This window comes from Azospirillum largimobile, from assembly GCF_977007025.2.
Map to the genome: position 1 here is coordinate 58066 of NZ_CDRMUA020000007.1, position 14575 is coordinate 72640.

11 protein-coding genes are annotated in these 14575 nt (G+C 68.8%); 8 read left to right on the forward strand and 3 right to left on the reverse strand.

Annotated features, from left to right (window positions below):
* Nucleotides 1-18: 18 nt before the first annotated feature.
* Complete coding sequence (locus ACWPKK_RS29510) at nucleotides 19-1272, reverse strand: glycosyltransferase family 4 protein (RefSeq protein WP_452011686.1); 1254 nt, start codon at nucleotides 1270-1272, stop codon at nucleotides 19-21.
* A gap of 279 nt (nucleotides 1273-1551) precedes the next feature.
* Here ACWPKK_RS29510 and ACWPKK_RS29515 point away from each other — a divergent pair, with 279 nt between their 5' ends.
* The 3 genes from ACWPKK_RS29515 to ACWPKK_RS29525 all read left to right on the forward strand — a co-directional run bounded on the left by ACWPKK_RS29515 (nucleotide 1552) and on the right by ACWPKK_RS29525 (nucleotide 4014).
* Nucleotides 1552-2706, forward strand: a complete 1155-nt coding sequence (locus ACWPKK_RS29515) for an RNA-guided endonuclease InsQ/TnpB family protein (protein ID WP_452011688.1) — start codon at nucleotides 1552-1554, stop codon at nucleotides 2704-2706.
* A gap of 79 nt (nucleotides 2707-2785) precedes the next feature.
* The gene (locus ACWPKK_RS29520; RefSeq protein WP_452011691.1) at nucleotides 2786-3403 is read left to right on the forward strand and encodes an aspartyl/asparaginyl beta-hydroxylase domain-containing protein; all 618 of its coding nucleotides are present in this window, start codon (nucleotides 2786-2788) and stop codon (nucleotides 3401-3403) included.
* Nucleotides 3404-3513: 110 nt separating this feature from the next.
* The gene (locus ACWPKK_RS29525) at nucleotides 3514-4014 is read left to right on the forward strand and encodes a hypothetical protein (RefSeq protein ID WP_452011694.1); all 501 of its coding nucleotides are present in this window, start codon (nucleotides 3514-3516) and stop codon (nucleotides 4012-4014) included.
* Nucleotides 4015-4229: 215 nt separating this feature from the next.
* Here ACWPKK_RS29525 and ACWPKK_RS29530 read toward each other — a convergent pair whose 3' ends face one another.
* Both ACWPKK_RS29530 and ACWPKK_RS29535 read right to left on the reverse strand, forming a co-directional pair.
* Nucleotides 4230-5174: a replication protein RepA gene (locus tag ACWPKK_RS29530; RefSeq protein WP_012978551.1), complete on the reverse strand. Its 945-nt coding sequence runs from the start codon at nucleotides 5172-5174 to the stop codon at nucleotides 4230-4232.
* Between the two features lie 602 nt (nucleotides 5175-5776).
* Nucleotides 5777-6919 carry an RNA-guided endonuclease InsQ/TnpB family protein gene (locus ACWPKK_RS29535; protein ID WP_452011697.1) on the reverse strand — a complete coding sequence of 381 codons (1143 nt, stop codon included), beginning with the start codon at nucleotides 6917-6919 and terminating at the stop codon, nucleotides 5777-5779.
* Nucleotides 6920-7160: 241 nt separating this feature from the next.
* On the opposite strand from ACWPKK_RS29535, the gene ACWPKK_RS29540 reads away from it, so the two are divergent.
* The 5 genes from ACWPKK_RS29540 to ACWPKK_RS29560 all read left to right on the forward strand — a co-directional run bounded on the left by ACWPKK_RS29540 (nucleotide 7161) and on the right by ACWPKK_RS29560 (nucleotide 14447).
* Nucleotides 7161-8630, forward strand: coding sequence for a mannose-1-phosphate guanylyltransferase/mannose-6-phosphate isomerase (locus ACWPKK_RS29540; RefSeq protein ID WP_452011699.1), 1470 nt, complete (start codon nucleotides 7161-7163; stop codon nucleotides 8628-8630).
* A gap of 158 nt (nucleotides 8631-8788) precedes the next feature.
* Complete coding sequence (locus ACWPKK_RS29545) at nucleotides 8789-9202, forward strand: hypothetical protein (protein WP_452011702.1); 414 nt, start codon at nucleotides 8789-8791, stop codon at nucleotides 9200-9202.
* A gap of 5 nt (nucleotides 9203-9207) precedes the next feature.
* On the forward strand, nucleotides 9208-11448 hold the full coding sequence (locus ACWPKK_RS29550) for a peptidase domain-containing ABC transporter (protein WP_452011704.1): 2241 nt from the start codon (nucleotides 9208-9210) through the stop codon (nucleotides 11446-11448).
* Between the two features lie 3 nt (nucleotides 11449-11451).
* Entirely contained in the window at nucleotides 11452-12939 is a 1488-nt protein-coding gene (locus ACWPKK_RS29555; protein WP_452011706.1) for an HlyD family type I secretion periplasmic adaptor subunit, read from the forward strand.
* Between the two features lie 107 nt (nucleotides 12940-13046).
* Entirely contained in the window at nucleotides 13047-14447 is a 1401-nt protein-coding gene (locus ACWPKK_RS29560; protein ID WP_452011709.1) for a DUF2142 domain-containing protein, read from the forward strand.
* The last annotated feature ends 128 nt before the right edge of the window (nucleotides 14448-14575 follow it).

Consider the following 14575-nt stretch of genomic DNA (forward strand, 5'->3'; position numbering starts at 1 on the left):
GGCCGTTAGGTCCCCTTCCTAAAGGCCCGGCATCCGCCCGGCCTGCACGTCCTGCAGCAGGCGGATCTGTGCCGGCAGGCAGACGGTGGCGAGGTCGAAGCGTTCCACCGCCGTGCGCCTTGCGGCGGCCGACAGGGCGGCGCGCAGGTCCGGATCGTCCAGCACCGTCTCCACCCGGTCGGCGAGCGCCGGCGGATCGTAGAAGTCCGTCAGCAGCCCGTTCACCCCGTCCTCGATCACCTCGGCGACCGGCGGTGTGTCGGAGCCGACGATCACGGCGCCGCAGGCCATCGCCTCCAGCATCGACCAGGACAAAACGAAGGGGAAGGTCAGGTAGATGTGGGCGCGCGAGACGCGCAGGACCGACAGGTACTGCTCATAGGGCAGCTTGCCCAGAACATGCAGCCGCGCCGCCTCATGCTTGGGCGCGCCGGCGGCGTCCAGCATCGTCTCCCGCCACATCCTCTCGCGCCAGGTGCCGCCGCCGTCGGGCGGGGCGCCGTAGCTGACCTCGTCGCCGCCGACCATCAGGATGTGCAGCTTGGGCCGGCGCCGCAGCAGTTCCGCCGCCGCCCGCATGAAGGTGGGGAAGCCGCGGTAGGGCTCCAGGTTGCGGGCGACATAGGTCACCACCTCGTCCTCGCGCGACAGGGTCCGGCCGTCGGGCAGGGTGACGGTGGCGGCCGGATCCGGCCGGCAGACCGCGGTGTCGACCCCGTCATGGATCACCGAGATGCGCGGGCGGAAGGCGTCGGGATGCTGCCGCCGCTGCCACTCCGTCGGGCTGACGCCCCAATCCATTGCGTCCAGCCCGGTCAGCAGGGTGGCATTCTTGGTGCGGATGCGGCAGCGCGTCTCCAGCGTCACTGGCCGCTCCGGATCGAAGCCGACGTCGGAGCCCTCGGCCCGGTAGAAGAACTCGCAATAGAGCAGCAGGCGCGCCTGCGGGAACAGGTCCTTCAGGAACAAGGCCTCGCCCCAGCCGGGATGGGCGCAGATCACGTCGGGGGTGAAGCCTTCCTTCTGCAGGGCCAGACCGGCGCGCACCGCGCCCTGCCCGTGCAGCACCTGCCCCTCGAACATGCGGATATAGGGATGGGTGGCCTCGCCCGGCTCGCGCGTCGGCCGATAGAGCGCCAACTGCACCCCGGCCGGCAGTTCGCGCCGGACCTTGCCGATGAAGGCGACCTGATGGGCCGGATCCGCCGCGAAATGGCGGACGAGATGCTTGTATTGGCCGGGGGTGTTCTGGTGGACGAACAGGATCCGCATGGAAGGACGATGCCCGGAAGACGGAGAACGGGGGCGACAGCCTGCAACCATCCATCGCCGCTGTCGATGCATAAGACCATCCGCTCGATCGGGACGGCCCGACTGGCACATCCCCCGGAAAAAGTTTAAGAACTGAACGGAACCACAACCGAACGGCCCGCCCGCCATGCAGTCCCTCCATTATCTTCAGCGCATTCTCCCGCCACCTGAAGGAGGCGGGGGAATGCGCATCACGTTTGGCGCTTGACGCCAAGCGTGAACAAAACTAGAACAGCCTGCATGTCCTTTGTGTCCTCGCAGGAGTTCCGGGTCTACCCAAAGCAGCGTCAGGCCGACGGCCTCCACGCTATGCTCGCTGACTTCTGCGGCCTCTACAATGCCGCCCTCCAGCAGCGCGAGGAAGCCTGGAAACGCCGGCGCGTTTCCCTCTCCTACGAGGATCAGGCCAACGAACTGCCGGCCCTCCGCGCCGACATGCCCGATCTGGCGCGCTGGTCCTACACCGCCCAACAGCAACTCCTGCGCCGCGTCAACAAAGCCTACCAAGCGTTCTTTTGCCGCGTGAGACGCGGCGAAAAGCCCGGCTTTCCACGCTACAAGGCGCGCTCCTGGTTTTCCTCAGCCGAGTTCCGGTTCGGCGACGGTTTGACGCTGCGCACCGATAAGAAGACCGGCCGCACGCGCCTTCGCATCGCCGGCATTGACGGCGGCATGCGACTGTTCCTGCACCGGCCGCTGTGCGGTAAGCCGGTAACCGCGGTGCTCACAAGCCGTGTCGATGGTTGGTTCCTCATCGTCCAGTGCCGGCACGACGGCGACGTCGGCCCGCAGCCTCTCCTGCCCGACCTCGGCGTGGACCTTGGCTTCATCGACCTTGTGGCCATGTCGAACGGTCTGACGGTGCCGCGGGAGCGGTGCTGGGCCGAGGAGCAGCCGGTCGTGGCGACGCACCAGCGCGCGATGGCCCGGCGGCGCCGACCGGGCAAGAAACACTCGCAGCGTTACCGGAAGGCAACGCGGCTTGCGGCCAAAGCGCAGCGCCGGGTGGCACGCCGCCGCAAGGACCGCCTGCACAAGGCCAGCCGCTTGGTGGTCAATCTGGCTGGTCGTCTCGGTCACGAGGCGTTGAACGTGAAAGGGCTGTGCCGCGGCATACTGGCGCGCAGCGCGCATGACGTGGCTCTGGGAACGCTGATCGCGATGGTCACTTACAAGGCAGCATGGGCCGGTAAGGTGACGATCCCGGTTGATCCGAGCGGCACCTCGCAGACCTGCCCGGTCTGCGACGGTCGTGTGGAGAAGGCGCTAAGTGAGCGCGAACACCGCTGTCTGCATTGCGGGTACACGGCCCACCGGGACGTGGCCGCAGCGCAAGTGGTGGAGTATCGTGCCTTTGGAACCCGGCCCGGACAGGGCCTGCAGCGCGCGGCCTAGGCCGCGCGCTGCGAAGCCTCCGTCTTCAGGCGGAGGAGGATGTCACCCCTGGCAGCAGGTCACCGTCGGCAGCGGCCTGATGCTGCACGCCCCGCTGACCGTCCGCGCCGACCCGGTGCCGCTCCAGCGCGAGTTCGCGGCCCTCGACGCGGCGACGGGGGATGAAGGGCGCATGTTCATGGCCGGCGATGGCAGCTGGTCGTCGATCACCCTGATCGAGGAGGGGCTCGGCCCCGACAACCTGCGCGCCGCCGGCCGTCCGACCCCGGCGCTGGATATGATGCCGAGCGCCCGCGCCCTGCTGGAGGGGCTGGGCTGCCGCATCCTGTCCTGCTACGTCCACCGGCAGGAACCCGGCGGCCTGCTCCGCTGGAATTACGACGGCGCCGGCCTGCAGCAGCCCGAAGCACGGCTGATCGTGCCGATCATCGCCCCGCCCGCCGCCGTCACCTGGATTGGCGACAGCCCCGCCGCCTATCCGGCCGGGACTCCGTGGGCCGGCGACTTCACTTTCCCCCACCAGGTGGAGAACGCTCCCGACGAGCAGCGGATCGTCCTGCTGGTGGACGTGGTCAGCGACGACCGCGCCCGCTCCCTCGCCCCGCCGGAACTGTACGGCCGGCTGCCGCTCCGCTCGGCATTGGCGGAGCAGGCGATCAACAGTCTCATAGCGAACCGGGAGCCGGTGCCGGCCTGAGAAGCCCCGGGGCTTTCCGGAAGCATCCGTTCCGCCCCTGCCCTCTTGCGCCTATAAGCTGTCCGTCCGCCGGACGATGCCGGCCCCACCGCCGACCCCGAGGAGGTGCGATGATGCGGATCCGCCCGGCGCTGCTGCTCGCCGCGAGCCTGCTCCTTCACATCCCGGAGACCGCCGCCATGTCGCCCCTGCCCTTCTTCCAGCGTGTCGAGCGCGTCGGCCTGCTCTGCGCGGTGGACGCCGACGGCGGGCCTGTCCCGGATTTGGGTGACGACGCGCTGTGCGGCCGTGCCGCCGCGGTGCTGTCGGGGCTGCTGGCCTCCGGCCCGGCGGTCACCGCGCTCGCTCCCAACGATGCCCGCATCGCCGATCCCGGCACCCTGCTGCTGCTGGTCCATGCCACGTTGCGGCCGGAGGGTAGGCAGCAGGGCGGACGCCTCCTGGCGCTTGCGGCGACCCTTCAACGCAGCGGATCCGCCGGCGGAGCGCCCTTCTTCATGACACCGCCCCAGTCCCTGGCACTGTCCGGCAGCCTGGACGAAAGTCTTTTGGATTCAATGCTCCGCCGTCTGCTCGATCCGCTGGCGAAGGCGTTGCGCGCCAATCCCTGAGGGGCGGAGTTTGGAGTCTTGTCGCAGGGGGAGAAACCGGCGCTGCAGGCTTGAATGTCTGCAAGCCGTCATTCCCGCGAAAGCGGGAATCCAGCCGTTTCAAATGCTTGGAGTGGTAGCCTGGATCCCCGCCTTCGCAGGCATGATGGTCGTGCAGACGAAGCGCCGGCTCCGGTTGGCCGGAAAGCTGACAAGCCGGCGCTCCGAAGGCAACGTCACCGGCAAAGCTGGGCGAACTTGCGCTCCGGGATCGGCGGCGGCGAGGGGTGCAGCATCAGCCCCTGTTCCTCCACATCGACCCGCGCGTCGGGATAGACGGCGAGCGCCAGCTGCAAGGCCTCGATGAAGCGCTTGCGGAAATCGCGCAGGCGGCTGTAGCCGGCGCCGAACTGTTCGAACACCGCCGGCCAAGTGATGGGGGTGGAGCGGTTCAGGCTGTGGAGCCGGTAGGCCAGCCAGATATAGATGTCGATGCTGGTGCTGTTGTTCTGGATGTGGCGCAGCGCCGGCTCCCAGATCGGCACCGGGTGGGCCTTCAGCTCGCGGAAGAAGGCTTCCGACAGCAGGACGCGGTCTTCCCACAGCGACCCCTGGCCCGGCTCCGCCCCGGCATTGGCCGAGAAATGGATGCCGCCCTTGACGATCGACCCCTTTTCGAAGCCGATGCTGTGGGCGTCCTCCCAGGCGAAGGTCAGGTTGCAGGCGGCGATGCGCGAGGCCTGCTCGCGGATGTCGCGGTAGGTCTGGCCGCCCACCGACAGGCCCATGCGGTCCAGCCATTCGTGCATGCTGCGGCCCAGCTCGACCTCGCGGCTGTCGGTCTGGATCGCGCGGGTCTGCAGATACAGCAGGATCATCCGCGCGCGGCTGCCGTAGGGAACGCCGTAAAGCTTAAAGCCACCGTTGCGGATCGGCAGTCGTCCAGGCTCGATCAGCAAGCGGATCTTATGTCCGCGCCGCTCCCACGGCTGGTCGTCGGGAAGACGACGATGGGGAAGCGCGGTCAGCGCGAAACCCGAATAGGTGATGCCAAGCTCCTGCCGCTCCTCTTCGAGGACGGCAGCGGCGACATCGACTAGCGAACGCTGATCCGGATCGGTTTGGAGCGCCTTCGCCTGGTCACGTCCAAGCTGGGTGATCAGGGTATGTATCTGTCCCATAGCGAGCTGACCTTGGCACGACTTTGCGAGGAACCCTATATCACGGCCGGTTAGTGCCAGCAATTTGGAGTCTTGTCGCTCAAACTATTTGTACGGTTATTTGATTCAGTTAATAGTTTGCGCGACAAGACTCCAGTAGAGAATCGCGAGTCGCGCGACAAAACTCCAGAACTCCCGCGACAAGACTCCAGCGGATAGTCCGCATTGCCTGTGGATTTTTCGGCCGACGCGACAAGACTCCAGGCGGGACATTTCGATTCGACCCCGAATCGCTTCCGATTCGCTCATTTCCGAGTCGTGGAGGCGAATCGGCCGCGACTCGCTCTTGATTCACGGCTCCACATCGATCCGATCCGGGGCCGGTTTGGAGTTCTGTCGCGCCCCTCTCCCCTCAGGTTCTCCCCGATCACCCGCCCGATCCCGGGCTGAGGGGGCCGCCGGGCAGGGGGCGCGACAAGACTCCAACCTCGGACCTGGCCGTTGGCCCGGCGGCCGGATGCCGGAGCCGCCCCGTTTGGAGTCTTGTCTCGCCTCATTTTGGAAGAGGCGCCCCGGTCGGGTGAACATTCCATCACCTTGATAGCGATAGCTTCTCGGTCAAGCTATGCGGCAGTCCGCTGGCTTGGCGACCGAAGGCCGTGTCCCGGCCCCTGTTCCTGTGCCCGTTGCAGAATGACCATTGCCGCGGCGATGTCGCGATCCATCACACAGCCACACGAGCATGTGTGCGTGCGCTCGGCGAGCGTCTTGGCGACACCAGCTCCGCAGACTGGGCAGGTCTGACTTGTCCCACGTGGATCGACGACCTCCACCCGAACACCGGCACTTGCAGCCTTGTAGTCGAGGAAGGAGCGAAGTTGGCCCCACGCAGCATTGTGGACCGCCTTGGCCAGCATCGACCGGGCCAAGCGGTCGATGCTCAAATTTTCCAAGGCGATGACGGCGTAGCGCTCCACCAGGGAGCGGGACAGCTTGTGAAGAAAGTCGCGGCGCTGGTTGGCGGTCTGGGCGCTGTGGCGGGCAAGCCGTTGCTTGGCCTTGAGCCGGCGCCGGCTGCCCGGCTTGCAGCGGGCGAGGGCACGCTGAAGGCGACGCTGTTTCTTGGCCGCGTGCTTCGTCCATTGCGGTGTCTTGACCACGTCGCCGTCCGAGGTGGCGACAAGGGAGGTGAGGCCGACATCGATGCCCACCGACGCGCCGTTGCGGGGCTGACCCTCCTGGTCAGGCACCGCGACCTGGAAGCAGACGAACCATTTGCCAGCCGAGCGGGACAAAACAGCGGCCCCCACGGTCGCTCCGGCCGGAAGGTCGCGGTGCCACTTCATCTTGATCTCGCCGGTGATGCCGGTGATGCCGAGGCGTTTGCTCTTGCGGATCGTCAGCCCGTCGCCGACGCGGAACTCGGCGCTGTCGAAGCGGCTCTTGGCACGAAACCGCGGGAAGCCTGCTTTGGCCTTGGCTTTCAGGCGGCGGAAGAATGCCGTAAAGGCCTTGTCCAGACGGCGGAGCACCTGTTGTGCGGCGGAATAGCTGAGGCCGGCAAGGCGCTCGTCGACGGCGCGCACCGCCTTCAACTCGCTGGCTTGGTCGAGGTAACGCAGCGTCTTGCGCTGACGGCTGTAGGCTTCGATGCGCTGCTGGAGGGCGGCGTTGTAGAGATCACAGAACGCGCCCAGCATCTCAGTCAGGGCCACGCTCTGGGCCTTGCTCGGATAAAGCCGGTATTTGTAGCTCCGCTGGGTCATGTGAGAAGCCTACATAATGTTCATGATTTGTTCAAACCAAATGGTGCTTGCTCCTCCCTGACTTTCCTTATGCCCCCTGAAGGCGGTAACCCTTAGCCGGAATGTCGGATGGGTCTCGGAGGGGTGCTTGTGGAGCGCGGAAAGCGCGGTCTATAACGAACCGCCATGGCGCCGGCCGCTGGTTTCGACCGTCGGCTTTCCGGTGCCCGGTCACAGGTTCACCACAATGAATGGCGGCAGGATGAACGGCAATTCCGCGCAGAAGATCGTCCCGGTGCTGCTGTCCGGCGGTACGGGGTCCCGTTTGTGGCCCTTGTCGCGCGAACTGTATCCCAAGCAGTTCCTGCCGCTCTGCTCCGACCGGACGATGCTGCAGGACACCGCCTTGCGGGTCAGCGCGCAACCCGGTTCCACGCAGCCCGGCGCAGCCGCGGAGGCCGTCTTCTCGGCCCCCCTGGTGATCTGCAACCAGGAACACCGTTTCCTCGCCGCCGAGCAGCTGCGCCAGTCGCGCTGCACCCCCCGCGGCATCATCCTGGAGCCGGCCGGCCGCAACACCGCCGCCGCCTGCGCGCTCGCCGCGCTCGCGGTGACGGCCGAGGATCCGGACGCGCTGCTGCTGATCCTGCCGGCCGACCACGAGATCCGCGACGCCGACGCCTTCCACCGTGCCATCGCCATCGCCGCCCGCGCAGCGGCGGCCGGCCGGCTGGTCACCTTCGGCATCACCCCGACCCGGCCGGAGACCGGCTACGGCTATATCCGCCGCGGCCATTCCATGGACGAGGCCGACGGCGCCTACAACGTCGCCGCCTTCGTCGAGAAGCCGTCGCTGGAGGTGGCCGAGCGCTACCTCGCCGAGGGCACCTATGCCTGGAACAGCGGCATGTTCCTGTTCCCGGCCGCCCGCCTGCTGGCCGAGCTGGAGCGCCATGCCCCGGCGGTGCTGGCCGCCTGCCGCGAGGCGCTGGATCAGGGCTCCAAGGACCTCGACTTCTTCCGCCTGGATGCCGCCGCCTTCGCCAAGGCGCCCAGCATCTCCATCGACTATGCGGTGATGGAGCGCACCGACCGCGCCGCCGTCGTCCCCTGCGAGATCGGCTGGACCGACGTCGGCGCCTGGTCGGCGCTGTGGGACGTCGGGACCAAGGACGGGGAAGGCAACGTCGTCGTCGGCGACGTGCTGCTGGAGGGCGCCCGCGACTGCTACGTCCGCAGCGACAACCACCTGACCGCCGTGGTCGGGGTGGAGAACGCCGTGGTGGTGGTGGTGGACGACGCCGTGCTGGTCGCCGACCGCTCTCAAGCCCAGGACGTCAAGCGCATCGTCGACCGGCTGAAGGCCGAGGGCCGCAGCGAGTCCGTCAGTCACCGCCGGGTCCACCGGCCCTGGGGCTCCTACCAGTCGCTGCACACCGGCGACCGCTTCCAGGTGAAGAGCCTGACCATTGCGCCGGGCTCGCGCCTCTCCTTGCAGAAGCACCACCACCGCGCCGAACATTGGGTGGTGGTCAACGGCACCGCGCTGGTCACCCGCGGCGAGGAGCAGGTGATGGTCTACGAGAACCAGTCGATCTACATCCCGATCGGTACGGTCCACCGGCTGGAGAACCCCGGCAAGGTGCCGCTGACCATCATCGAGGTGCAGTCCGGCTCCTACCTGGGCGAGGATGACATCGTCCGGCTCGAGGACGTCTACGGCCGCAACTAAGCGGCCCACCAACTCCGCAGGGAGACATGAAGCGCAAGCGGCGCTTGTGTTTCTTTGCGGATGCGGGCATTGGCGGCTTGGTCCGGATCGCCGCCTTCCGGTAGAAAGAGGTGCGAGGGTGCCGCAGCGGCGCCCCGCCTTCTGCTGCCGGGACCATCATGACCATCGAGCCGCCGCCGGACGACCGCATCCCCGAACTCTATGCCGACGGGGTCTTCGACATCGGCTTCGGCAACGGCATGGTCCGCATCGACCTGTTCAGCCTGTCGGCCCTGCGCAAGGACGACAACGGCCAGCCGCTGCCCGCCATCCGCCAGCGGTTGGTGATGAGCCTGCCGGGCTTCATCGCCAGCCTTTCCGCGCTCGAGGGCATGCGCCAGCGGCTCGAAGCCGCGGGCGTGCTGGCGCCTGGCGCCGCCGGTGCGGCAGCGTCCGGTCCCGTCCCCCCGCTTCCCCACGGCGCCTCCGCCGCCGGCCATCCGGCGGCCCAGTCGGCGGCTCATGCACCGGCCCAGGCACCGGCCTCCCCACCCCTCCGGCCCGGTCCGCCGCGCTCGCCGAACTTCGGCTGATCGCCATGCCGGACGCAGGTTCGACGCCGCCCGCCGCGGCCTCCGGTGCCGGTCGTGGGTCGGATCACGAACCCGCGCATGGTCCCGGACACGATCCGGACACCGCGCTGCGCTGTCTGACGCTGGTGGCGCGCCACCATGGCCTGTCGGCCTCGCCGGCTGCCTTGCGCCCCCGCGTCGCTCCCGGCCGCGGCGAGCCGTCGACCGCCGACCTGCTGCGCATCGCCGCCGCCACCGGCTTCAAGGCAACCGCCCGCCGGCTGGATTGGAAGGCTCTGAAGGCTCTGCCCCCGGTCTTTCCGCTGCTGGCGCGGCTGACCAACGGCAACACCGTCATCCTGGTCGGGCTGTCGCGCCCGGCCAAATCCGCCGGGGATCCTGACGGGGAACCCATGGTCGGCGTCGTCGATCCGCTGGCCGACCGGCTGGAGCCGATCGACGTGCCGCGCGACCGCTTCCTGGAGCGCTGGGACGGCGAACTGGTCTTCCTCAAGCCGCGCCACGGCCTCGCCGACCCGCACCAGCCCTTCGGCCTGCGCTGGTTCGTGCCGGAGATCCTGCGCCAGAAATCCGCCTTCCGCGACGTGGTGGCGGCGGCGCTGGTCCTGCACGCGCTCGCCCTTGCCGTCCCGGTCTATTTCCAGATCGTGATCGACAAGGTGCTGGTGAACGAGACCATCGCCACGCTGCAGGTGCTGACCATCGGCGTGCTGGGCGCCCTGCTGTTCGAGGCGGCCTTCCGTTTCCTGCGCCAGTTCATCCTGCTGGCGGCGGCCAACCGCATCGACATCCGCCTGCTGAACCGCACCTTCGGCCATCTGCTCGACCTGCCCATCACCTTCTTCGACGGGCATTCGGCCGGCGTCACCGTGCGCCACATGCAGCAGGTGGAGCGCATCCGCGAGTTCCTGACCGGCAACCTCCTGTCCACCGTGCTCGACAGCCTGGTGCTGCTGGTCTTCCTGCCGGTGCTGTTCTTCTATTCGGTCAAGCTGACGCTGGTGGCGCTGCTGTTCGCCGGATTGATCGCCGGCGTGATGGTCGCCCTGGTGCCGATCTACCGCAGCCGGCTCGGCGACCTCTACAATGCCGACGCCGAGCGGCAGGCCATGCTGGTGGAGACCATCCACGGCATGCGCACCGTCAAGTCCTCGGCCCTGGAGCCGCAGCAGCGCCGCAGCTGGGACCGCAAGGCGGCGCGCGCGGTGACCAGCCATTACCGGGTCGGCCGCATCTCCATCGCCGCCCGCACGGTGACGGAGTTCCTGGAGAAGGCGATGATGGTGGCGGTGGTCTCCGTCGGCGCCTTCGACGTCTTCGACCGCCAGCTGTCGGTCGGCGCCCTGATCGCCTTCCAGATGCTGTCGGGCCGGGTGGTGACGCCGCTGGTCCAGATCGTCTCGCTGATCCACCAGTACCAGGAGACCGCCCTGTCGGTGCGCATGCTGGGCGAGGTGATGAACCACCCGGCCGAACCCAGGCGCGAGGGCAGCGGCGCCTGCCCCGCCCTGATCGGGCGGATCGAGATCGAGGGCCTCGGCTTCCGCTACGACCGCAACCGGCCGCCGGCACTCGACGGCGTCACGCTGACCGTGCCGGCCGGCTCCGTCGTCGGGCTGGTCGGGCGCAGCGGCTCGGGCAAGAGCACGCTGATGCGGCTGCTCCAGGGCTTCTATCCGGTGCAGGACGGCACCATCCGCTATGACGGGCTGGACATCCGCGAGTTGGATCTGGGTCATCTGCGGCGTTCCATCGGCGTGGTGCTGCAGGAGAATTTCCTGTTCCGCGGCACCATTCGCGACAACATCGCCATGACCATGCCCGAAGCCAGCCGCGAGGAGATCGTCGAGGCCGCCCGGCTGGCCGGCGCCGACGAGTTCATCCACCGCCTGCCCGACGGCTACGACACGCTGGTGGAGGAGGGGGCGAGCAACCTGTCCGGCGGCCAGAAGCAGCGCATCGCCATCGCCCGCGCCCTGCTGCCCCAGCCGCGCCTGCTGATCCTGGACGAGGCGACCAGCGCGCTCGACCCCGACAGCGAAGCCATCGTCATGGCCAACCTGCGGCGCATCGCCCATGGCCGCACCGTGCTGATCGTCACCCACCGCCTGTCCACCCTGACCGGCTGCGACACCATCGCCGTGCTGGAGCAGGGCCGCCTGCTCGACCTCGCCCCCCACCCAATCCTGCTCGACCGCTGCGCCGAATACCGGCATTTGTGGCAGCAGCAGAACCGGGGGCGCTGAGCCATGCCCGACGCACGCATACCCGAAGCGGATCAGGACGCCGTGCAGACCGAGACCGGCCGCGAGGTCGTCCCGGCCAAGGCCGAGCCGGTTCCTGCTTCTCCTCCTGCCCGGCGCCGCGCCGCCCTGCCCGCGCCGTCGGCCCCGCCGCCGGGCTTCGCGCTGGAGTACCTGCCGGACGGCGCGGCCATCGAACATGCGCCGCTGCCCTGGTTGGCGCGTTCCACCCTCTATGTGCTGGCCGGGCTTCTGGTGGCGCTGGTGCTGTGGGCCGGCTTCGCCCAGGTCGACCGCATCGTCACCGCCGGCGGCCGGCTGGTGACCACGGCGCCGCTGGTGGTGGCCCAGCCGCTGGAGACCGCGGTGGTGCGCGGCGTCGACGTCCAGGTCGGCGACCGTGTCCGCGCCGGCGACCGGCTGGCGACGCTCGACCCCACCTTCGCCGCGGCGGATCTGGCCGACCTGACCGCCAAGCTCGCCAGCGTCGAGGCGCAGCTCGGCCGGCTGCGCGCCGAGCTGGACGGCAGCGACTTCACCCCCGCCGCCAACAACCCCGATGCAGCGGTCCAGGCCGCCATCCTGGAGCGCCGCCGCGCCGAATACCGCTCCCGCCTCGCCTCGCTGGACGAGAAGGCAGGCCAGCTGGACAGCGCCATCGCCGCCAGCCGACGCGCCCAGGCCGGCCTTGCCGAGCGGCTCGCCGTGGTGGGCGAGGTGGAGGACATCCGCCGCCAGCTTCAGGAACGCCAGACCGGATCCCGCCTGACCTGGCTGGAGGCGCGGGTCGAGCGGCTGCGCATGCGCGACGACCTGACCGCCCTGCAGGACCGCGAGCAGGCGAGCGCGCACGAGCTGCGCGGCATCCAGGCCGACCGTGCCGCCTTCATCGACGAATGGCGGCGCAAGACGGCGGAGGAGCTGGTGGAGCAGACCCGCCAGCGGGCCACCTTGGTGGAACAGATCGCCAAGGCCGAGCGCCGCCGCTCGCTGGTCACCCTGACCGCTCCGGTCGACGCGGTGGTCCTTGAGGTGGCCAAGCGCTCCGTCGGTTCCGTCATCCGCGAGGCCGAGCCGCTGGTCACCCTGGTTCCCGCCGACGTGCCGCTGGAGGTGGAGGCGGAAATCCCGTCCCGCGACATCGGTCTGGTCCGGGTCGGCGACTTCGTGCGGGTGAAGCTGGACGCCTTCCCCTTCCAGCGCCACGGCACCCTGCCCGGTGAAATCCGCACCATCAGCGCCGACGCCTTCACCCACGATCCCCAGGGCACCCAGGCCGCCGCCAACCCCGACGGCCCCCGGCCAACCGCCGGCGCCGTCTTCCGCACCCGCATCCGCCTGACCGACACCCGGCTGGAGGCGGTGCCCGCCGGCACCAACCTCAGCCCCGGCATGGTCGCCTCGGCCGAGATCCGGGTCGGCACCCGCTCGGTGCTGTCCTACTTCCTCTACCCCGTCATCCGCGTGCTCGACGAAAGCATCCGCGAACCGTAAGGGACTGGCTCCGACCACACCCCTTCCTGCCGCGTCACAGTTTCCAGGTGACGCCTGTCCGGCGGATGGAGTACCCACCACCAGCCCATTCAGCGACAGGTCTGGTGATGCAGCGGATAGGTCCTTTTCTCTTCGCCGTTCTGGCCACCATCTCGGCATTCTTTCTGGTCTGGAGCCTTCCGCCCTTCCAGACCGCCGACGAGCCCGCCCACATCTACCGGGCCAACATGATCACCCACGGCTACTGGGTGGCCGCCAGGGTTCCGACCGACGGGCGGATCGCGGCGGGCGGTCCGTCCGATGTCGCGATCATCGAGGCCTATTTCCCCTTCCACCATGTTCCCTTCAAGCCGGACGAGAGGGCGAACCTGGAGGATTACGCCAAGGCCTTCACCGCCCGCTGGGACGGCCGGGTCTTCAACGTCGCGGCGGAGAACACCGCCCCCTACCCGCCCTTCTTCTACCTGCCGCAGGCCGCCGCCATCGCGATCGGCAAGGCGCTCGACATGCCGGTGGTGCAGACGCTGTATCTGGCGCGGGCGGCCAACGCGCTGACCTGCATCCTCGTCGGCTTCTTCGCCCTGCTGCTGGCCGGGCGGGCGCATCTGCCGCTGTTCGCGGTGCTGCTGCTGCCGATGTCGGTCTCCCTCTACGCCTCGATGAGCCAGGACGGGCTGGTCATCACCGTCACGGCACTCGGCATCGCCTTCCTGGCGCGGGCGCTGTCCGAGGGCCGGCCGCTGCGCAACGCGGAGGTCTGGGCCAGTGCCGCCTGCTTCGCCCTGGTGGGGATGACCAAGCAGCCCTACGCCCTGCTCTGCCTGATGCCGCTGGCGGTGCCGGCCGAGCGGGCGGCGGTGAAGCGTCTCGCCGTCGCCGCCTCGCTGGCCGCCGCGATCGGCTGGGCGGTGTGGATGGCGCTCGCCGTGCAGACGCCGCTGATCCGCCAGGACGCTCCCACCGACGCCATGGGCCAGCTCCGCTTCCTGCTGGACAATCCGCTGGCCGTCCTCACCATCGCCGTGAAGACCTTCCAGGTCTGGGGCCACGAGTATTACCAGCAGTTCGTCGGCATCCTCGGCTGGGTCGATACCCGGCTGCCCAGGCCGTATTACGCCGCCGCCTACCTGTTGCTGCTGCTGTCCTTCCTGCCGATGCTGCTCGGCCGCCGCGCGGCGGACTGGTATTCCGGGGCGCCCGCGCGGGCCTCGGCGGTGACCGTTGCCGTCGTGCTGGCGACCGGGGCGCTGCTGTTCGGGGCGCTCTACATGGTGTGGACGCCGGTCGGCCAGCTGTGGGTCGACGGCGTGCAGGGGCGCTATTTCCTGCCGCTGGCGGCGCTGCTGCCGCTGGCCTTCGCGAGCGGCCGGCAGGAGCCGGGATTCGGCTGGTCTTCTGGCGTGACGGGCGTGCTGGAGCGCGGCCTGACCTGGATGGTGTGGCTCTTCCCGATCGTCAGCATCCTGGTGCTCCAGCGGACGGTCATCCTGCGCTACTACCTCGACTAGGCCGCTCTTCCCGGCTCCCTCCCCATCTGGTCGGAGATCGGGATCGGGCCGGGGCGTTGGAGGTCGTTCGAATGATGTCGTCCGTTCGGCGGAAAAGCCCGCAGTGCAGCATGGGCGGACGACTATCT